The organism is Escherichia whittamii, assembly GCF_014836715.1.
Taxonomy (GTDB): Bacteria; Pseudomonadota; Gammaproteobacteria; order Enterobacterales; family Enterobacteriaceae; genus Escherichia; species Escherichia whittamii.
Window position 1 is genome coordinate 16335 of the sequence record NZ_JACSQI010000019.1, and the last position, 19410, is coordinate 35744.

The 19410-nt window shown below is 51.1% G+C and carries 22 protein-coding genes and 1 other RNA gene; 7 read left to right on the forward strand and 16 right to left on the reverse strand.

Features of this window, described 5'->3' with window-relative positions:
* Positions 1-92: 92 nt before the first annotated feature.
* A complete protein-coding gene (locus H9644_RS20370) occupies positions 93-524 on the reverse strand; it encodes a carboxymuconolactone decarboxylase family protein (protein ID WP_191776347.1) in 432 nt (143 codons plus the stop codon).
* Between the two features lie 87 nt (positions 525-611).
* Here H9644_RS20370 and pdxR point away from each other — a divergent pair, with 87 nt between their 5' ends.
* The gene (gene pdxR, locus H9644_RS20375) at positions 612-1946 is read left to right on the forward strand and encodes a MocR-like pyridoxine biosynthesis transcription factor PdxR (protein ID WP_191776350.1); all 1335 of its coding nucleotides are present in this window, start codon (positions 612-614) and stop codon (positions 1944-1946) included.
* Between the two features lie 55 nt (positions 1947-2001).
* Here pdxR and H9644_RS20380 read toward each other — a convergent pair whose 3' ends face one another.
* The gene (locus H9644_RS20380) at positions 2002-2331 is read right to left on the reverse strand and encodes a DUF883 domain-containing protein (protein WP_001295174.1); all 330 of its coding nucleotides are present in this window, start codon (positions 2329-2331) and stop codon (positions 2002-2004) included.
* 151 nt (positions 2332-2482) lie between these two features.
* Here H9644_RS20380 and H9644_RS20385 point away from each other — a divergent pair, with 151 nt between their 5' ends.
* Positions 2483-2827 (forward strand): DUF2002 family protein, encoded by a 345-nt coding sequence (locus H9644_RS20385; protein WP_064529916.1) that lies wholly within the window; start codon positions 2483-2485, stop codon positions 2825-2827.
* Between the two features lie 36 nt (positions 2828-2863).
* Here the strand turns inward: H9644_RS20385 and alaE are convergent, their stop codons facing one another.
* Positions 2864-3313, reverse strand: coding sequence for an L-alanine exporter AlaE (gene alaE, locus H9644_RS20390; protein ID WP_064529915.1), 450 nt, complete (start codon positions 3311-3313; stop codon positions 2864-2866).
* 662 nt (positions 3314-3975) lie between these two features.
* Here alaE and stpA point away from each other — a divergent pair.
* Positions 3976-4377, forward strand: coding sequence for a DNA-binding protein StpA (gene stpA / locus H9644_RS20395; protein WP_064529914.1), 402 nt, complete (start codon positions 3976-3978; stop codon positions 4375-4377).
* Positions 4378-4423: 46 nt separating this feature from the next.
* On the opposite strand, the gene H9644_RS20400 is transcribed toward stpA, so the two are convergent.
* Together H9644_RS20400 and H9644_RS20405 are read right to left on the reverse strand one after the other, a co-directional pair.
* Positions 4424-4948 carry a rhodanese family protein gene (locus H9644_RS20400; RefSeq protein ID WP_064529913.1) on the reverse strand — a complete coding sequence of 175 codons (525 nt, stop codon included), beginning with the start codon at positions 4946-4948 and terminating at the stop codon, positions 4424-4426.
* 9 nt (positions 4949-4957) lie between these two features.
* Positions 4958-5257, reverse strand: coding sequence for an ArsR/SmtB family transcription factor (locus H9644_RS20405; protein WP_064529912.1), 300 nt, complete (start codon positions 5255-5257; stop codon positions 4958-4960).
* Between the two features lie 182 nt (positions 5258-5439).
* On the opposite strand from H9644_RS20405, the gene H9644_RS20410 reads away from it, so the two are divergent.
* Both H9644_RS20410 and kbp read left to right on the forward strand, forming a co-directional pair.
* Positions 5440-5598 (forward strand): YqaE/Pmp3 family membrane protein, encoded by a 159-nt coding sequence (locus H9644_RS20410; RefSeq protein WP_000508177.1) that lies wholly within the window; start codon positions 5440-5442, stop codon positions 5596-5598.
* Positions 5599-5681: 83 nt separating this feature from the next.
* Positions 5682-6128, forward strand: a complete 447-nt coding sequence (gene kbp / locus H9644_RS20415; RefSeq protein ID WP_064529911.1) for a potassium binding protein Kbp — start codon at positions 5682-5684, stop codon at positions 6126-6128.
* Positions 6129-6134: 6 nt separating this feature from the next.
* Here kbp and csiR read toward each other — a convergent pair whose 3' ends face one another.
* From csiR to smpB, 8 genes are all read right to left on the reverse strand, one after another.
* Positions 6135-6794, reverse strand: coding sequence for a DNA-binding transcriptional regulator CsiR (csiR, locus tag H9644_RS20420; protein ID WP_064529910.1), 660 nt, complete (start codon positions 6792-6794; stop codon positions 6135-6137).
* 20 nt (positions 6795-6814) lie between these two features.
* Positions 6815-8215 carry a GABA permease gene (gabP, locus tag H9644_RS20425; RefSeq protein ID WP_064529909.1) on the reverse strand — a complete coding sequence of 467 codons (1401 nt, stop codon included), beginning with the start codon at positions 8213-8215 and terminating at the stop codon, positions 6815-6817.
* Between the two features lie 237 nt (positions 8216-8452).
* Positions 8453-9733 carry a 4-aminobutyrate--2-oxoglutarate transaminase gene (gene gabT / locus H9644_RS20430; protein ID WP_191776353.1) on the reverse strand — a complete coding sequence of 427 codons (1281 nt, stop codon included), beginning with the start codon at positions 9731-9733 and terminating at the stop codon, positions 8453-8455.
* Positions 9734-9746: 13 nt separating this feature from the next.
* Positions 9747-11195, reverse strand: coding sequence for an NADP-dependent succinate-semialdehyde dehydrogenase (gene gabD, locus H9644_RS20435; RefSeq protein WP_191776356.1), 1449 nt, complete (start codon positions 11193-11195; stop codon positions 9747-9749).
* Between the two features lie 22 nt (positions 11196-11217).
* The gene (gene lhgO / locus H9644_RS20440; RefSeq protein WP_191776360.1) at positions 11218-12486 is read right to left on the reverse strand and encodes an L-2-hydroxyglutarate oxidase; all 1269 of its coding nucleotides are present in this window, start codon (positions 12484-12486) and stop codon (positions 11218-11220) included.
* A gap of 19 nt (positions 12487-12505) precedes the next feature.
* Positions 12506-13483, reverse strand: a complete 978-nt coding sequence (glaH, locus tag H9644_RS20445) for a glutarate dioxygenase GlaH (protein ID WP_191776358.1) — start codon at positions 13481-13483, stop codon at positions 12506-12508.
* A gap of 727 nt (positions 13484-14210) precedes the next feature.
* Positions 14211-14573: a transfer-messenger RNA gene (ssrA, locus tag H9644_RS20450) on the reverse strand.
* Between the two features lie 213 nt (positions 14574-14786).
* Positions 14787-15269, reverse strand: coding sequence for an SsrA-binding protein SmpB (smpB, locus tag H9644_RS20455; protein WP_000162574.1), 483 nt, complete (start codon positions 15267-15269; stop codon positions 14787-14789).
* Positions 15270-15439: 170 nt separating this feature from the next.
* On the opposite strand from smpB, the gene ratA reads away from it, so the two are divergent.
* Positions 15440-15877 carry a type II toxin-antitoxin system toxin RatA gene (ratA, locus tag H9644_RS20460; protein WP_064529894.1) on the forward strand — a complete coding sequence of 146 codons (438 nt, stop codon included), beginning with the start codon at positions 15440-15442 and terminating at the stop codon, positions 15875-15877.
* Positions 15867-16157, forward strand: a complete 291-nt coding sequence (locus H9644_RS20465; protein ID WP_064529893.1) for an RnfH family protein — start codon at positions 15867-15869, stop codon at positions 16155-16157. Before ratA ends, H9644_RS20465 begins: the two co-directional genes overlap by 11 nt.
* Before the next feature lie 57 nt (positions 16158-16214).
* Here H9644_RS20465 and bamE read toward each other — a convergent pair whose 3' ends face one another.
* The 3 genes from bamE to nadK form a co-directional block, all read right to left on the reverse strand.
* The gene (bamE, locus tag H9644_RS20470) at positions 16215-16559 is read right to left on the reverse strand and encodes an outer membrane protein assembly factor BamE (RefSeq protein WP_064529892.1); all 345 of its coding nucleotides are present in this window, start codon (positions 16557-16559) and stop codon (positions 16215-16217) included.
* A gap of 148 nt (positions 16560-16707) precedes the next feature.
* Positions 16708-18369, reverse strand: a complete 1662-nt coding sequence (gene recN / locus H9644_RS20475; protein WP_064529891.1) for a DNA repair protein RecN — start codon at positions 18367-18369, stop codon at positions 16708-16710.
* Positions 18370-18454: 85 nt separating this feature from the next.
* The gene (nadK, locus tag H9644_RS20480; RefSeq protein ID WP_001059169.1) at positions 18455-19333 is read right to left on the reverse strand and encodes an NAD(+) kinase; all 879 of its coding nucleotides are present in this window, start codon (positions 19331-19333) and stop codon (positions 18455-18457) included.
* Positions 19334-19410 lie beyond the last annotated feature (77 nt).

Consider the following 19410-nt stretch of genomic DNA (forward strand, 5'->3'; position numbering starts at 1 on the left):
GGGATTTTTAGATTGATTATGCCGCCGCTGAGTGGCTCAACGGGGTAGGGGTTTTGTGTTTTTTTGCCGGGCGAATACCCGGCAACAGCAAATTACATCCGCATGGAAATCGCCAGGCGGTTAAAGCAATTCATCAGTCCGATGGCAAATGTTAAGTCGCTGATTTCTGCTGCGCTGAAATGCTCAAGCAGAGGTTGATAAACGTCGTCTTCCGCATGGGTTCTGGCGATATCGGTCACCGATTCCGCCCATGCCAGCGCCGCCCGCTCGCGATCATCAAAATGATGGCTCACCCGCCAGCCTGCCAGAGCGTCCAGCTTGTGCTGTGGCACACCGGATTTGCGTAATGCTTTGCTGTGCATCTCCAGACAAAATGCGCAGCCGTTGATTTGCGAGACGCGCAAATAAACTAACTCCATCAGCGTGGTATCCAGCGCGCTATTTTCCAGTGCCGTTTTGGCCTGCACCAGTGCGCTATACACTGCCGGACTAAGTTCGTAGTAAGGCTGACATAATGTAGTCATACAGTTTCTCCTCTTATTAACGCCCGCAATGTAGCACTATAATGGACTGTTAAAGAGAGCCATAAATTACCTAAAAAAGCAGACCATATGCCGCGCTATCAGGATATCGCCCGTCAGTTAAAAACAGCTATTGAGCAAGGGGAACTGAAACCTGGCGCAAGGCTACCTTCGAGTCGTACCTGGTCGCAGGAACTGGGCGTCTCTCGATCCACTGTCGAAAATGCTTATGCTGAACTGGTGGCGCAGGGATGGCTGGTCAGGCGGGGGCAGGCGGGTACCTTTGTCAGTGAGCTGATACATCCGCAACAATCTGCTGTGGATGTCGTGGCTTTTGCTGGTGAAAGTCAGCAACCGTTGCCGTTTCAAATGGGATTACCCGCACTCGATCTCTTTCCGCGAGAGTTGTGGGCGCGGGTGATGGGCCGCCGTCTGCGTACTCAGACGCGCTTTGATTTGGCGTTAGGCGATGTCTGTGGTGAGGCGGCGTTGCGCGAGGCAATTGTTGATTACTTACGCGTCTCACGCGGGATTGAATGCCAGCCAGAGCAGGTCTTTATCACTCACGGTTATGCGGCCTCAATGGCCTTAATTCTGCACGCGCTGGCGAAACCGGGAGACGGGATGTGGATGGAAGATCCCGGCTTTCCGCTGATTCGGCCTATTGTCATTCGCCACGGTGTAGAAATTTTACCTGTGCCAGTTGACGACAACGGACTGGATGTCACATGCGGAATGCAAAAATATCCTGATGCGCGTTTTGCTCTGATTACTCCGGCACACCAGAGCCCGCTGGGTGTGGCGCTCTCTTTAGCGCGCAGGCACCAGATGCTGGAATGGGCAGAGCGTAGTCAGGCATGGATTATTGAAGATGATTACGACAGTGAGTTTCGCTATCACGGTAAGCCGTTACCGGCGCTAAAAAGTCTTGATGCGCCGCAGCGGGTGATTTATGCCGGAACATTCAGTAAATCGCTGTTTCCGGCACTGCGCTGTGCGTGGCTGGTGGTGCCGGTGGAGCAGATTACGCAATTCCGCCAACAGGCGTCACTGGAGCCATGTGCTGTGCCTGTTCTATGGCAGAACACTCTGGCAGATTTCATTCGTGAGGGGCATTTCTGGCGGCATCTGAAGAAAATGCGTCAGCACTATGCTCAACGTCGGCAGTGGATTGAGCAGGCTCTTACGCAGCAGGGATTTCAGGTTGTGCCGCAAAAAGGCGGTATCCAGATGGTTATCAGCATGACGGGCGATGATATTGCCCACGCGCGTAAAGCCAATGCTGCTGGCCTTGCGGTGCAGGCACTTAGCGACTGGCGTATCCGTTCAAATGGGGAAGGAGGATTGCTTCTCTCGTTTACCAATATCGTTAGCGAAAGTATGGCGCAGCTGGTGGCACAACAATTACGCAATGCCTTAAGTTAAAAACCCCGAAGTCAGGCTTCGGGGTCAAGGACGTGTATTTAGTATCATTGTTTCACTACGATTTACGCATGCTTAACAGCGCGCCGATAAAAATACCTACCGCAGCAGCGGTTCCCACACTACACCAGGGTCTTTCACGAACAAAAGAGTCAGCGCAGCCAACGGCATCGCGTGCGGCTTGCTGGACGCGAGTACGACCATGCATTCGCGCTCTGGTTTCTTTCAACAAGGCCTGAGCTTTACTACGTGCGGCTTCGGCTTCACCTTTGGCGTCGCTGCCCCAGGACTTCAATACAGATTCGAGACTGTCAGCTAATTGATTGACATCATTCTGAATATCCTGCACGCCATCATCGACGTCGTTGCGGTTCGGTCTGTTAAACATATGATCCCCCATTAGAATTCAATGTAATTTTCAGTGTAGACCATAATTTTCTTGGCAGAGATTCATTGCGGCTTTATGGACTTTTCTGAAAGCGTTGTGAATGTGCAATCAGGTAAGGTAGGCGCGCAGTAGATAATAACGAGGATAAAATATGTATTTACGACCAGACGAGGTGGCGCGCGTACTTGAGAAAGTCGGTTTTACTGTCGATGTAGTAACCCAGAAAGCATACGGTTACCGTCGTGGGGAACATTATGTCTATGTTAACCGCGAAGCGAGAATGGGACGTACCGCACTGATAATTCATCCAACATTAAAAGAACGTAGTTCCACACTGGCTGAACCCGCTTCCGATATTAAAACTTGCGATCATTACCAGCAATTTCCGCTCTATTTAGCGGGTGAACGTCATGAGCATTACGGTATTCCACACGGTTTCAGCTCGCGTGTTGCGCTTGAACGTTATCTACATGGATTGTTTGGCGATGCCAGTTAAAGACGCGACTGGCGATGCCAGTCGCGAAAAGAAGGGTCAGGCTTTTACCTGCTGGTAACTGCTGACTTTGAACAGGCGGCGGCAGTAGTCAAGGAAGTAGCCATAGACCGCACCCATCAACATCGAAACGACGATGTTTGAACTGACCGCAGCCATAATCTGGTGCCAACCCGCGCCCACGACGAGTAAGATTGCCATATATACCGGTGACTGGAACGTCACATAAGCCAGAATATCCGCAAGATTTTTTACCCAGCCCGACGAGCCAACTTTGCGTGCCATTCGCATAAATAGATCGCGGTACATACCGTATGGCCATGCAATTAAGATGTTCACCGGAATCGCTACCAGTCTGGAATAAAGGGACTGTTCGAAGCTCATTCCGGAGAGAAATACTTCGATAAACATGTTCACGACAGAACAGTAAACAACCATCGCGAACGTATCTGCTACTGCATGACGCAAGCGTGACTGCGGTGAGAACATGCCCATGCTCCTTAATAAACGCGAAATCGGATGAATGTGAATGCAGTGGTTTAAATTACCGTTTGCATTTTCGCATAGCGTATATTGCTGGCTACGACTTATCAATTAGTGAAAAATTTTTATTTCTTTGGTTTTTGTAGATAAAATATTCCGCAGTGGCGCATTTTTTGTACATTCTGGATTTTTTTATGTCTTAAAAGATAATGTTATTTTAAATCATTATGTTACGACGTGGCTCTGATATCTTTTGGCGGAGTGAACAAGGTGTGTTTACGCAGTAAAGCGTAGAGAATTCGGCTCAGGGGCGCGCCTGGCCACATTCAGCATCTTTTATGCCGTAAAGCCTGTAATGGCAGCATAAAGTTTCAGGTTACGATGTTTGGTATGTATCCTTTTTGTGTGCATATTTATGCAAATCGTGTGTTCCATTATTAGCCGGGAGGTTGTATCGTACACCGGAACACTCGCCAGTAGCTGTAATAAGTAAGTTAAATGGCTGCTATATAATTTGCATATAAGCATTAATGTGTCAGTAAATAACGTGCGAAATAATATCACTCCGCGATTGTAAATATATTAAATTTTGTGGAAATATAATAAGTGATCGCTTAAACTACACGGCGAAATACTTTTTGTTTTGGCGTTAAAAGGTTTTCTTTATTATGTCTGTAATGTTACAAAGCTTAAATAACATCCGCACCCTTCGTGCAATGGCTCGCGAATTCTCCATTGACGTTCTTGAAGAAATGCTCGAAAAATTCAGGGTTGTCACTAAAGAAAGACGTGAAGAAGAAGAACAGCAGCAGCGCGAACTGGCAGAACGCCAGGAAAAAATTAGCACCTGGCTGGAGCTGATGAAAGCTGACGGTATTAACCCGGAAGAGTTATTAGCTAACGGCACCGCTGCACCGCGTGCAGGTAAAAAGCGTGAACCGCGTCCAGCAAAATATAAATTCACCGACTTCAATGGTGAAACCAAAACCTGGACCGGTCAGGGCCGTACGCCGAAGCCAATTGCTCAGGCGCTGGCAGAAGGTAAATCTCTCGACGATTTCCTGATCTAATCCCTTGAGCCGGATGCTGCCGCTATGGCGCATCCGGCGTTGCTTCTCAAGTTCGCTGATTCCACGGCATTTTATCTAATAGCCTTGCCATCCCACAAAAACCGCTGATTCCTGCAAACATTAATCCTGCGCCGACAAATCCACTTAATAAGAAGAAGCTGCTATTAATGGCATAGCCCAGTACGACGCCGATTAATATTAAGCCGCCAGCGGCGATCTGTACCTGACGCATTAATGGCAACGGTTGAGATTTATTTTCTGCTACCGGCAATCCCGCTTTTTTCCAGCCATCGATCCCATCTTCCAGTAAAAAGACCTCTGCGGGGGCGGCAATCGCTGCTAATTTATCGGCGTTATTGCTGGTGCGTTTACCTGCCTGGCAGTGGAATATAATTTGTTCACTACGTAATTTATCCGGAAGACCAGACTGTTCTATCACGGATAATGGTGCCAGAGAGGCTGCTGGAATATGTTCACGAAGATATTCGTCGGCATCTCGAATATCGATTAACTTTGCACCGTGCGCGATTAATTCTTGCGCGTTATGCGGTGAAATTGTTATCAAAGCCATCGTCACTCCTTACGGACAATAGATATTTTTCAGGGTGGCGATAATGGCATTTATCGCCTCATTTTTAATGGAGTAAAGAATGCGTTGGGCGTCCCGCTGGCTGTCAATAAGCCCCTCGTCACGCATGCGAGCCAGATGCTGTGACGTGGCGGAGGCGCTAAGTCCGGTAATGCGAGCCAGTTCTCCGGCGCTGGTGCCGGGTGAACCGCAAAGCATGCACAGAATCAACAATCGTTTGGGGTGACTCATTGCTTTCAGTAAGGCTGCTGCCTGCTCGGCACTGGCCTGTAATTGCGCGAGTTCAGTCATAGCTATTTAAGTATTTACTAAATTAAGTAAACTCTAAACTAAAAACGCAACGTATACCAGCGTCAGCAGCGTAAATGAGGGTAAACGCGTAGGCTGAAACTGGCAGGTTCCGCTAAAATTATTACGCTAAGGAGATAAAATCTCTTTTTAAACAATGGTTAATTTTATTATAGGGAGTAAATATGGGTTTCTGGAGAATCGTCATCACCATCATTTTGCCGCCGCTTGGCGTGCTGCTGGGTAAAGGATTTGGCTGGGCGTTCATCATTAATATTCTGCTGACACTGCTCGGTTATATCCCGGGTTTGATTCACGCTTTCTGGGTGCAAACTCGCGATTAATCCCGTGCTCACCCCCGCGGCGTTAACGCGCCGCGTTCCTCTGCTACACTTTCTGAGTGTTTCCGTTAACGAATGAGGTAGCTATGGGACTGTTCAATTTTGTGAAAGATGCCGGAGAAAAACTCTGGGACACGGTCACCGGTCAGCACGATAAAGACGATCAGGCGAAGAAGGTGCAGGAGCATTTGAACAAAACCGGCATTCCAGATGCCGATAAAGTAAATATCCAAATTACCGATGGCAAAGCGACGGTGACTGGTGATGGTTTGAGCCAGGAAGCGAAGGAAAAAATCCTTGTTGCGGTGGGGAATATTTCCGGTATTGCCAGCGTGGACGATCAGGTAAAAACGGCGACACCAGCCACTGCCAGCCAGTTTTATACCGTTAAGTCTGGCGACACTCTTAGCGCGATTTCAAAACAGGTCTACGGCAACGCCAATCTGTACAATAAAATCTTCGAAGCGAATAAACCGATGCTGAAAAGCCCGGATAAAATTTACCCGGGGCAAGTGTTGCGTATTCCAGAGTAATAGCGGTTAGTCCGCCATCGCCTGCTGGATAATCGGAATCGGCGTCAGCAAATGCTGGCGCATTAACTCACTGGCGCGCGCGGTATCTCGCGCCAGGACGGCTTCCGTCAGGGTCTGGTGTTGATCGTGTTTGTCTTCCAGCATTTCCACCGAAAGCACCGTTCGCCGCAGCCAGATAAATCGATAGCGCGCCGCCAGATCAAACAATCGTTCACGCATTTGCAATAAATAGTGAGAACCACAGCCCGCCACAATCGCAGTATGAAACGCCTGATGACGCAGATCCCACTCATCAAGCATTTTCTCACTTGCTTCACTGGCCTCAAGCTTACTAAGCAGATGCGCCTTCGCAAGTACGTCTGCCTCCCACTCATCGCCACCGCGGGCAATCGCCAGGCTTACCAGCATAGCTTCCATATTGGCACGGGCATCGAAAATATCGAGCAACTCCTGCTCTGACATAGACGCCACCCGATACCCTTTTTGATTCACCACCGTGACCAACCGTTCCGCCACCAGTTGCGAAAGGGCTTCCCGCAACGGCCCAACACCAAGTGCATAACGCGATGTCAGTAAACTCATCCGTAATTTTTCATCCGGCTGAAAATTGCCGCGAATAATATCGTTTTTCAACCAGCGGTAGCCATCCAGAGACGTAATGGTCATGGTGTGACTCCTGCTCAACGTTAATGCGTATTATGCGCGGGTAATTTTTGCCACATTATCAGCTTTTTCCAGCGCGCCATAATTGGCACAGTGCAGATAATCCCTATCGCTAATAAGCCGGTGGAGATCACTTCTAACTGCTGCGCCGGGCGGAATAACATCACCACCAACACAAAGGTAATAAAGCCAATCACCAGCCAGGTGAGCCACGGATAAAGCCACATGCGCAGGCGAATTTCGCCGCCTTCCGCCAGCAGGATTTTACGCATCCGCAATTGTGAAACGGCAATGACTAAATAAACCAGCAGGGCGATAGCGCCGGAGCTGTCAATCAGGAATTTAAACACTTTGGCGGGCGCGTAATAGTTCACCACCACCGTTAAAAATGCCGCGCCGGTCGAAAGTAATACTGCCACGTACGGCGTTTTACTGCGGTTGATTTTGCCCATTACCGCGGGCGCATCCCCGCGACGGCTTAAGGAGTAGAGCATCCTTGAGGCGGTATACAGCGCCGAGTTCAGGCAGCTGGTTACTGACAGCAAAATAACGCAATCCATAATGAATTTTGCATGCGGAATATTCAGTAGCTCCAGCACGGAACGGTAGGAACCCACGGTTTTCAGTCCTGGCATATTCCACGGAATGAGTGCCACGACGACAAAAATAGAACACAAATAGAAAATAGAGATACGCCAGATAACCGAGTTGGTGGCGCGGACAATATGTTTATCCGGCGTGTCGGATTCTGCTGCCGCAATAGTGACAATTTCTGCCCCCATAAACGAGAACATGGTGATCAGCATCGCGCTTAATACCGCGCCAAAGCCGTTCGGCATAAAGCCACCGCTATCCCACAATCTTGAGATACCGCTCACTTCGGCATAAGGATAAAAACCGCTAATCGCCACTGCGCCGAGGAAGATAAACGCCAGGATGGCGATCACTTTGCATATCGCCAACCAGAACTCAAATTCGCCGTAGTTTTTGACGCTTAATAAATTACTGCCGGTTAAGGCGAGGGTAATGACCAGGGAAAATAACCAGATAGGAATACCTGGAACCCAGGAGTGCAGGATCATGGCGGCGATGTTGGCTTCCAGTGGGATCACCAGTACCCAAAACCACCAGTACAGCCAGCCGATGGTATAGCCCGCCCAGCGGCCAATGGCTTTATCGGCGTAGGTGGAAAAGGAACCGGTATCGGGCGTGGCGACCGCCATTTCCGCCAGCATCCGCATGATCATAACCACCAGTAACCCGGCGAACAGATAGGCCAGCAATACCGCCGGGCCAGCTTCGGCGATGGCGACGCTGGAACCGACAAACAGACTTGCGCCGATAACACCGGCAATAGACAACATGGTGACGTGGCGTGATTTCAGCCCGCCGCCTAACTCATGTGGTTGCGATGATTGCCCCATCCTGAATCCTCTCGAAAGTGTGTCACTTGGGAGAGCGCCCCGACATTTCCCGCGTCGGGTCACGCGTTTAATTGTTATTGATTCTTTTTGCCGGAGAGCGGCTCCGCCTTATCCGGCCGACATAGATTTATTCCTGTTCACGTACAGATTGTCAGATGCGGCGTAAACGCCTTATCCGACCTGGATTCCCGTAGGCCGGACAAGACGCAAAGCGTCGCCTCCGGCATGGATGCGATGCTACTGCTTCGCCTCATCAAAACACAGGCTGATGATCTCCAGACCCTGACGGATCTGAGCGTCTTCAATGGTGAGCGGTACAAGGATGCGTAGCACGTTGTAGTACGGGCCGCAGGAGAGCAGAATCAGGCCTTTGTCGCGGGCGCGCGCCACGATGTCAGCGGTGAGTTTAGCGTCCGGTTTGTTGTGATCGCCATCTTCAAACAGCTCGATGGCGATCATCGCCCCCAGTCCGCGTACGTCGCCGATTTCCGGGTGTTTTTCGGCGATCGCCAGCAATCCGTCTTTCAGTTTCTGCCCCAGATCGTTGGCTTTTTGCAGCAGATTTTCCTGCTCGAACACCTTCAACACTTCCAGCGCCGCCACGCAGGCAATCGGGTTACCCGCATAGGTGCCGCCCAGGCCGCCCGGAGCGACAGCGTCCATCACTTCGGCGCGCCCGGTGACGCCCGCCAGCGGGAAACCGCCCGCGATCGATTTCGCAAAGGTGGTGAGATCCGGCGCCACGCCCATTTGCTCCATTGCAAACAGCGTGCCGGTACGCCCCGCGCCGCTCTGTACTTCATCGGCAATCAGCATGATCCCGTGCTCGTCACACAGCGCGCGTAAACGTTGCATAAAGGCTGGCGTCGCGGCATAGAAACCGCCTTCGCCCTGAACGGGTTCAATCACGATGGCGGCGATATCTTCCGGCGCAGCGTCATTTTTGAAGATCCGGTGGATGCTGGCGATAGCGTCGTCTTCACTGATGCCGTGCAGCGGGCAAGGATAAAGCGCACGATAAACATGGCCCGGCATCAGGCCCATGCCCGCAGAGTATGGATTCACCTTGCCGGTCAGCGCCAGCGTGTAGTGCGTACGCCCGTGATACGCGCCGCTAAAGGCGATGGTGCCGCTGCGTTTGGTGGCGGCGCGGGCAATTTTTACCGCGTTCTCCACCGCTTCAGAACCGGTCGTTACCAGCAGCGTTTTTTTGGCAAAATCGCCCGGCACCTTCTGATTCATTATTTCGCACAGTTCCAGATATGGCTCGTAAGCCAGCACCTGGAAACAGGTGTGCGACAGTTTTTTCAACTGCGCTTCCACCGCGGCAACCACTTTCGGATGCAGGTGACCGGTATTGAGCACCGCAATGCCGCCCGCGAAATCAAGATACTCACGGCCTTCAACGTCCCACACCCGGCAGTTTTCCGCGCGGTCAGCGAAAATCGGGTGAATTTGCCCAACGCCACGGGGAATCGCCTGACTGCGGCGCTGCATTAACTCTTTATTGCTGCTCATTCGCGTTCTCCAATTAAAGACCGATGCACATATATTTGATTTCTAAGTAATCTTCGATGCCATACTTCGAACCTTCACGACCCAGCCCCGAGGCTTTGATACCGCCGAACGGGGCCACTTCATTGGAAATAATGCCGGTATTGATGCCGACGATGCCGTACTCCAGCGCCTCGCCCACGCGGAAGACGCGGCTTAAATCGCGGGCGTAGAAATAGGCGGCAAGGCCAAACTCAGTGTCATTGGCTTGTGCAATCACATCGGCTTCATCTTTAAAGCGGAATAGCGGGGCGAGGGGGCCGAACGTCTCTTCTTTCGACACTTTGGCGTTGGCTGGAACGTCCACCAGAATGGTCGGTTGGAAGAAGTTGCCGCCGCGTTCGTGCGCTTTACCACCGCAAACCACGCGCGCGCCTTTCTCCAGGGCATCGGCAATATGCTCTTCCACTTTCGCCACCGCTTTTTCATCGATCAGCGGCCCGATGGTGACGCCGTTATCCAGCCCGTCGCCGATGTGCAGTTTGCTCACCGCTTGCTGCAATTTTTCAGCAAAGCGGTCATACACGCCGTCCTGCACGTATAAACGGTTGGCGCAGACGCAGGTTTGCCCGGCGTTGCGGAATTTCGAGGCCAGCGCGCCTTCCACGGCTTTGTCGAGATCGGCATCGTCAAAAACAATAAACGGCGCGTTGCCGCCCAGCTCCAGCGAGACTTTTTTGATGTCTTTCGCGCACTGTTCCATTAATTGGCGGCCAATTTCGGTCGAGCCGGTAAACGACAGTTTGCGTACCAGCGGATTGCTGGTCAGTTCATTACCGACCGCGCCCGCCGAACCGGTGACCACGTTAAACACGCCAGCCGGAACGCCCGCACGAGTCGCCAGTTCCGCCAGCGCCAGCGCAGAGAACGGCGTCTGACTGGCGGGCTTCAGCACCATCGTGCAGCCTGCCGCCAGCGCCGGACCGGCTTTACGGGTAATCATCGCCGCCGGGAAGTTCCACGGCGTGATAGCTGCGGTAACGCCAATCGGCTGCTTGATAACAATCAGACGCTTATCGACCTGATGGCCGGGAATGGTGTCGCCATAAATACGCTTGCCTTCTTCGGCAAACCACTCAATAAAGGAGGCGGCGTAGCTGATTTCGCCTTTCGCTTCAGCCAGCGGCTTGCCCTGTTCAAGGGTCATCAGGCGCGCTAAATCGTCCTGATGCTCCATCATCAAATTGAACCAGTTACGCAAAATGGTGGCGCGTTCTTTGGCAGTGAGCGCACGCCAGGCGGGCAGGGCGCGGTTGGCAGCGTCGATAGCGGCGCGGGTTTCATCAGCGCCCATTTTCGGCACGCTACCCAGCTTCTCGCCATTCGCCGGGTTGGTGACGTCGATGACTTCACCATTGTTGGCGTCCAGCCATTCCCCGTTAATCAACGCCTGCTGGTGGAATAATTTACTGTCGTTAAGTTTCATCGTTACGTCCTGTTTTCAAAGGTTATTGATTAAATGCGGCGTGTAAGGTATCCACACTACGTGCCGCTCGCAGCGTGCGTCCGGGGTTACTCTGGCTTGCCAACAGCGTTTGTACCTTGCTGACAATATGCGCACCAATAGGAATTGCTGATGTCGCTGCCGGGGAGGGCGCATTGCAGGTGTGGATCGTGCGTGGGGTGGTGACAAACAGAAAATCGTCAATCAGCTTGCCGTCCGGCGATACCGCCTGCGCCCGCACACCGGAGGGCCAGGGCTGGAGATCGCTTAACGAAAGCCGGGGACAATATTTTTGCACCAGCCGCAGATAGCCGCTTTTGCACAGCGAGTTTTTCATCTCGCCCAGTCCTGAGCGTAGATGGTTTTGCAGTACCCGGCGAATCCCCGACGAGCCCAAAATCTCCAGCGTGTCGCTAAATGAGAAGTCGCGCTTGCGATAGCCTTCACGTTTGAAAGCCAGCACCGCGTTTGGCCCGACGGTCACGCTGCCGTCGATCATCCGGGTGAGATGAACGCCCAAAAACGGCATCGCCGGGTCGGGAATGGGGTAAATCAGATGGTTTACAATCTGGTTATGTTCTGGCGCCAGGCGGAAATACTCGCCACGGAACGGGCAGATAATAAAGCCCGGTTCGAGGCCGAGCATTTTCACCAGCCGATCAGCCATAAGTCCGGAACAGCTAATCAGCGTCGATGCTTCATATTCGCCGCCCTGGCGGGTACGTATCACCACGCCGTTTTTATGCTCATTAAGGCCGCTGACTTCGGCGTTATAAATAATCTCACCGCCTCTGGCCTGGAAGATTTTTGCCATCGCCGCCGTCACTTCGCGGTAGCTGACAATACCGCTGGACGGCACAAAAATACCGCCGAGCCCGGTGATATTCGGTTCGCGCTCGCGCAGTTCGTCGGCGTTTAGCCATTCGCGCTCGATACCGTTCGCCGCTGTGCGTTCCCATAAGGCGCGCATCCGTTCCATTTCGAGATCGGACGTGGCAACCAGCATCTTGCCGCAGTTGTCGTAGCGAATGCCGTTTTGATCGCAAAAGGCTTTGGTGGCGCGATTTCCCGCCAGGCAAAACTGCGCCTTCAGGCTGCCGGGCGTGTAATAGACCCCGGCATGGATCACGCCGCTGTTGTGGCCCGTTTGATGACAGGCCGGGCCGGACTCTTTTTCCAGTAGCGCAATGCGGGCATCCGGATAGACGTCAATCAGTTGCATGGCGGTCGACATGCCGATGATGCCGCCGCCAATAATCACAAAATCATACATCCGCTCAATTCCTTTGCGCTTACTGATGCGTCTGGTAGTGGTTAGTGGCGTAAGCGAAATAGCCACGCTGGCGCATCAGTTCGCGACGCAGATCCGGATGAGCGGTAAAGCGGTCGCGACCGTGCAGCCAGAACAGATTGTTAATCAACAGGAATTTGCCAACGGGAACGGGCACAGAAAGAATGCCTTTGCTGGTTTCGATGGCGTCGGAAAGCTCGCTCAACCACACGCCTTCTTCGAAGTCTTTTGGCTGGACGAACTGGTCGATATAACGCATCACCGGGCGACCCTGCTGATCGACGTCGAACACCGGATGGAAAACATCTTTACTGACGTTTTTACTCGGCGGCGCGGCAAAGCGCATTGGGCGACGCGCCAGCGGGTGGCGGAAATAGTGGTCCAGATGTTCCCAGTCATCGAGATGCAGCAGCAGCGAATTTCCGCCCTGCATGTTCTGCTCGTCGATTTTCATCATCAGCACGTAGTCGGTGATTTCTTCAACGTAGGTACCGTCGTTATGCAACTCCATCACGCGGTGCGGCTGACGCAGATAGCTGTCTGAGTTATCGACATTTTTCACTACAAAACGCGCGTAATACTGACCGCTCATCGCATCGAAATTGGAACGGCCAATCAGATGCGCTACCGCCGTTGCCAGCTTCACCATCTCATCTGCCTGCGCGACATCATCGACACCCACCGCATTGATCAACAACGCACCTTCATCGCGGTTTAGCAACGTCTTCAACAGCAACGGTTGCAGCTGATTCGCACACAGATCGTCGAGAATTTTGCCTACCCGAAAACGCAGAAACGATTTGTACTCCAGCGCCTGCACGGGCCACTCGGCAACCTGCTCGAGGAACTGTTTGGTCGTTTGTTCGGAGAAGGTGAGTTCCAGCAGACGCGGGGATTGCGCCGACGGGGTGAGGGTGAATCCGCTATAGTTCTGGCCTGAATCGACAGTGTTATTTTGTACGGCGGTCAGTGCATTCATCAGAAGCGATCCTCTTATGAGATGTAGGGTGACATGGCGATGCTTATTTCGTAGCCATAATCTAAAAGTATCTACATTTCTGAAAAATGCGCACAAAAGTGACATATTGTTTTTTTATTGTGATCAAAAACAACAAATCAATAACAAATAATATAAGTGACAGGAGTCGTATTGAACGGAAATAAATAATTAAAACAATATATTAAGTTCTGTTTTGCCCGATTTTAGACCTGATGGCATTTGTCTGCTCATTTGTTGAAATGCTATTCAAACTGCTTTTTCAGAGTTCGGAGTCACTTCAACTCACTGAATTGCGTATCGACTAATGTGAGTAAGATCAATCTCATCCAACAGAAGTTATTTGATGGCATCGATAACAATCTTAATGAACAAACAGATTCCGGGAAGGCTGGCTATGGGGGGAAAATTTTTCTATTTCTGGCAGCGGGTAAATGACAGTTACTATTTTTAGAGAAGCTGATACTGACCTGAGGGATACTGTATATGTCTGGACTGTAATTGGGTAGATTCTATACACGATGAAATTTCTATACACGATGAAATCTGGACCAATAAAAAAGCCCGCATAAGCGGGCTTTTATGTCACTCGGGAGCCGCGGCTCCTTTGCGTATACTTTTTTGTCTCCTCACCGTCTGGTCGGTGTCCTGCTGAGACTGCTAACTTCCTGTTTTTGTTGGTGTAGTCCTTACACCGTCCAATCATGATTGGTGGAGCTGGCGGGAGTTGAACCCGCGTCCGAAATTCCTACATCCTCGGCACTACATGCTTAGTCTGTCTTTACATTCGCTTGCCAGCTGCGGACGGACACGCCACTAACAAACTAGCCTGATTAAGTTTTAACGCTTCAACCCCAGGCAGGGCTTCCACGCGATCTCTTTTGGGTTTGACCTCTCTTGATCCCCGTCCTAAGAGCGGAGGCTAGGGAGAGAGGGCTCTAAGCAGGTTATTAAGCTGCTAAAGCGTAGTTTTCGTCGTTTGCGACTATTTTTTGCGGCTTTTTACGAGGCCAACCGCCCCTCGGCATGCACCTTGGGTTTCGCAAATCCCGTCGAATCCAGAATCAGCCCCAATGTGTAACGTTAAGTATACCAGATTTTCGAGCCCCATGACTAGTCCCAAAGGCGTTACCATCCTGGAATTAGCACCTGCATAGTATGATTTTCTTCGATTAAGCAATGGGATGGCTACATCAGTGTCAGATTTGACAGTCGACAAGATGTTCATTCGCGCCACCGAATGGGGAGGCGCGGTGAGGATTTGATTAGTATCGCTTATGTAGGTTTAACGGTGAGCGTTTTTCATGATACGCGCTTTATCAACCTGCCATTCGCGTTCTTTGATATCAGAACGTTTATCGTGTTGTTTCTTACCTTTCGCGACGCCGATTTTTACTTTGCACCAGGCATTTTTCCAGTACAGGGAGAGCGCCACTACGGTATAACCTTCACGGTTCACTCGGCCATAGAGAGAGTCAAGTTCGCGCTGGTTGAGAAGCAGTTTACGGGTGCGAGTAGGGTCGCATACCACGTGCGTGGAAGCCACCGCCATCGGCGTGATGTTTGCGCCAAACAGGAACGCTTCTCCGTCGCGCAGAAGGACATAGCTGTCGCTAATATTGGCTTTTCCTGCGCGCAGGGATTTAACTTCCCAGCCTTGCAGGGCAAGTCCCGCTTCGAATTCTTCTTCAATAAAGTATTCGTGACGGGCGCGCTTGTTAAGCGCGATGGTCGCTGAACCAGGTTTATGTGCTTTTTTCTTCGTCATAAGCGTCGTGAATCATCGGTAATCTGAAATCGAAAATACCCCATATCAATCCTGCGGGGGACAAGGCTCTATCTTAGCATGAACCGGATGTTACCCAGCGCCGGGATAGCGTTTTTTTTACTGCGGGATAAATGATATTATTTGTTGGATTTTTGTTGATGGAAATTGTTATGCCTCAGATTAGCCGGACCGCACTGGTACCCTACAGCGCGGAGCAAATGTATCAGTTAGTGAATGACGTTCAGTCTTATCCTCAGTTTTTACCAGGGTGCACTGGAAGCCGGATTCTGGAGTCCACTCCTGGGCAGATGACCGCTGCGGTAGATGTGTCTAAGGCTGGGATTAGCAAAACGTTTACAACCCGCAACCAGTTGACCAATAACCAAAGTATTCTGATGAATCTGGTTGATGGGCCGTTTAAGAAATTGATTGGCGGCTGGAAGTTTACGCCGTTGAGCCAGGACGCGTGCCGTATTGAGTTTCATCTCGACTTTGAGTTTACCAATAAGTTGATTGAACTCGCCTTTGGTCGTGTGTTTAAAGAGCTGGCAACTAATATGGTGCAGGCTTTTACTGTTCGTGCAAAAGAGGTCTACAGTGCCAGGTAAAATTGCCGTTGAGGTGGCTTACGCATTGCCCGAGAAGCAATACCTGCAACGGGTAAGATTGCAGGAGGGCGCGACGGTTGAAGAAGCAATTCGCGCAAGTGGTTTGCTGGAACTGCGCACTGATATCGATTTAACTAAAAATAAAGTCGGTATTTACAGTCGTCCGGCCAAACTGAGTGATACCGTGCATGACGGCGATCGGGTGGAGATTTATCGTCCGCTGATTGCCGATCCGAAGGAGCTTCGCAGGCAACGAGCAGAAAAATCGGCGAATAAATAACAACCAGAAAAAAGGTGCTCACTGAGCACCTTTTTTATTCGCTATAAACGGCAAGTTTTATTCGTTGCCAGTCAGCGCAGGTTTGTTATCAATATTGGTCAACACACCGCTGCTGTTAAAGGTCAGCGTCAGCGTTTGCTGCGTTACACCTTCATGACCTGGTTGCTGGCGGAACACATAGAACCAGGTATTTGTACCAAATGGATCAGACATCAGCGGTGTACCCAATGCGTACGCAACTTGTTGTTGCGTCATGCCAACACGTATTTTGGAAACGTCGTTAGCGGTCAGATAGTTCCCCTGGTTGATGTCAGGACGGTAAACCACTCGCTCCAGAGTGGAACAGCCTGCGGTCAACATCAATAGTACTGCTGCGGCAGCAGTCAGCGTTTTACAGCGCATAGTGATTTGATTCCTTTTCGGGCCCGAGCAGTACGTGGCTCATATGTAATATGCCGATGATAATAGACCTTTCATCACTTTAAAACCTTTTGCTTTCCGGTCCTACGGCGTTTTGCTGTCTACTCTGACCGTGAAGCGGTAAAAAAGTTTACGCCGCCAACAGTTCTTTCGCGTTTGCCAGCGTATTGCGTGTAACTTCACTACCGCCCAATAAGCGCGCCAGTTCCTGTAACCGCGCTTTTCTGTCCAGCGACTCCATATGCGTTTCGGTCATCGCGCCATCGGTTTCTTTGCTGACAAAATAGTGTTGATGACCGCATCCTGCGACTTGCGGCAAATGGGTAACACACATCACCTGGGTTGATTCGCCAAGTTGACGTAGCAGTTTGCCGACGACTGCCGCTGTCGGGCCGCTAATTCCCACATCCACTTCATCGAAAATAAGCGCCGGGGTTTCCATTTTCCGTGCGGTAATGACCTGGATTGCCAGTGCGATACGCGACAATTCACCGCCGGATGCGACTTTGGCGATGGGCTGCATTGGTTGGCCTGGGTTGGTGGTTACCCGAAACTCAATACGATCAGCACCGTCAGCGCCCAGGTGGTGCTCGTCAAATTTAACATCAATCGTAAATTGCCCATGCGGCATGGAGAGCGCATGCATACTGTCGGTGATCAGGTGCGCCAACTCATTTGCATAATGCTGGCGTTGCTGGTGTAACGCGCGTGCTGTTTGCAGTGCCTGCTGATGGTGTTTAGTGACTGCCAACGCGAGGGTTTCTTGCGAGTCAGCCTGATCGTCCAGTTGCTGCTGCTCTTCCAGCAGTGATTGATAATACTGTGGTAATGCTTCCGGGCTGACGTGGTGCTTACGTGCCAACGAAATTTGCTTTGAAATACGTTGTTCAAGTTCGAACAACCGATTAGGGTCGAGATCCAGACGATCGCAGTAGTGGCGCAGTTCGTCACTGGCTTCAGCAATCTGGATGGTGGCCTCTTCCAGCATATCAAGTACGCCGGACAGTTTGCTGTCCATACCGATCAATTCGCTGACCAATTGTTTTGCAGTGTAAAGCTGGCTTTGCAGGTTCGCGTCTTCACTGTCGGCCATTAATGCCAGTGCATTCTGGCTGGTAGTCAGCAATTGACCGCTGTTTGCCAGACGCTTGTACTCTTCGTCGATTTGTTCGAATTCGCCGGGCTGCGGATTAAATTCGTTAAGTTCTTTTAATTGGTATTGCAGCAGCTCCGCGCGGGCGGCGCGTTCCTGACTTAATTGTTGATGGTGCGCGAGGTCGCGGCAGCTCTGATGCCACAACTGATAACGTGCGGTCATTTCCTGGAGCAGAGAGGTTTCATTGGCGTAGCCATCAAGCAGGAATTTTTGGTGCTCGGATTTGGTGAGTAATTGATGAGCGTGCTGACCATGGATCTGAATGAGCAACTGACCCAGCTCGCGCAGTTGTGACAGCGGAACAGCCGTGCCGTTGATGAAACCACGGGAGCGACCATCGCTACTGATTACGCGACGAAGCAGACATTCACGGCCATCTTCCAGTTGGTTTTCTTCCAGCCAGCGCAGAGCCGCTGGTGTATCTTTCAGTGAAAAACGGGCGCACAGGTCAGCGCGAGTAGCGCCGGTACGTACCATGTCGGCTTCAGCTCGACCACCGAGACAAAGGCCGAGGGCATCTATCGCGATAGATTTACCCGCGCCGGTTTCACCGGTTATTACGGTCATGCCGCTGTGAAAATCAATCTCAAGCTCACGAACGATAGCAAAGTTGCTGATGGTCAGTTGTGCCAACATAGTCGTTTTCCTGTATGAAAAACCATTACTGTTATTGTGTACAGTATAAACTGGTTTTATATACAGTAAAGAGGCTGGCGAAAAATTAGAATAATTTTTTTGACCAGCCGAGCTTGGTGCTTAATGTGTTGAAATAGCTGTAATCTTTCGGATGAATCAGATTCAGATGGTAATCACAGCGCCGAATCAGGACATCTTCACCTTCCTGAATCGGCAGTGCTATCTGGCTGTCGCAACTGATTTCCAGGTCGTTACGGCGATGCGAAAAACGCAGACGGATGGTGCTGCTGCTGTTTATGACCAGTGGTCGCGCTGACAACGTATGCGGGAACATTGGTACCAGGGTAATCGCATCCAGAGAGGGGGTCAGAATCGGGCCGCCCGCCGACAGGGAATAGGCGGTAGAACCTGTAGGCGTCGAAATAATCAGTCCATCAGAACGCTGAGAAAACGCAAAGATCTCGTCGATGTATACTTCGAATTCAATCATATGCGCCACTTTGCCAGGATGTAGCACCACTTCATTAATCGCGGTGCTGATGCGCTTCTGGCAATCTTGCTGGCAAACTTGCGCCTCCAGCAAAAAACGTTTTTCGCTGATGTAATGACCTTCCAGCACATCGGCTAACTGTTGCTGGGCGTTATCGGGATCAAGGTCGGTCAGGAAACCCAGGTTGCCACGGTTAATGCCGATAACTTTGATGTCATAGCGGGCGAGCGTGCGCGCTGCGCCGAGCATATTACCGTCGCCGCCAACAACTACTGCGAGGTCAGCCAGTTGCCCAATCTCGGCGAGTGTGCCAGTTTTCACATTCTTCAGTTGCAGTTCGTGCGCGATTTGCTGTTCGACGATGACCTCGTAACCTTTTGTGCACAGCCAGCGGTAGAGCATTTCATGTGTTGTCAGTGCAGTGGGGTGCCGTGGGTGTCCCACAATGCCAATACACTTGAAATGATTATTCATTTTCCGAGGTCCTTGTTGCGAAGATTGATGACAATGTGAGTGCTTCCCTTGAAACCCTGAAACTGATCCCCATAATA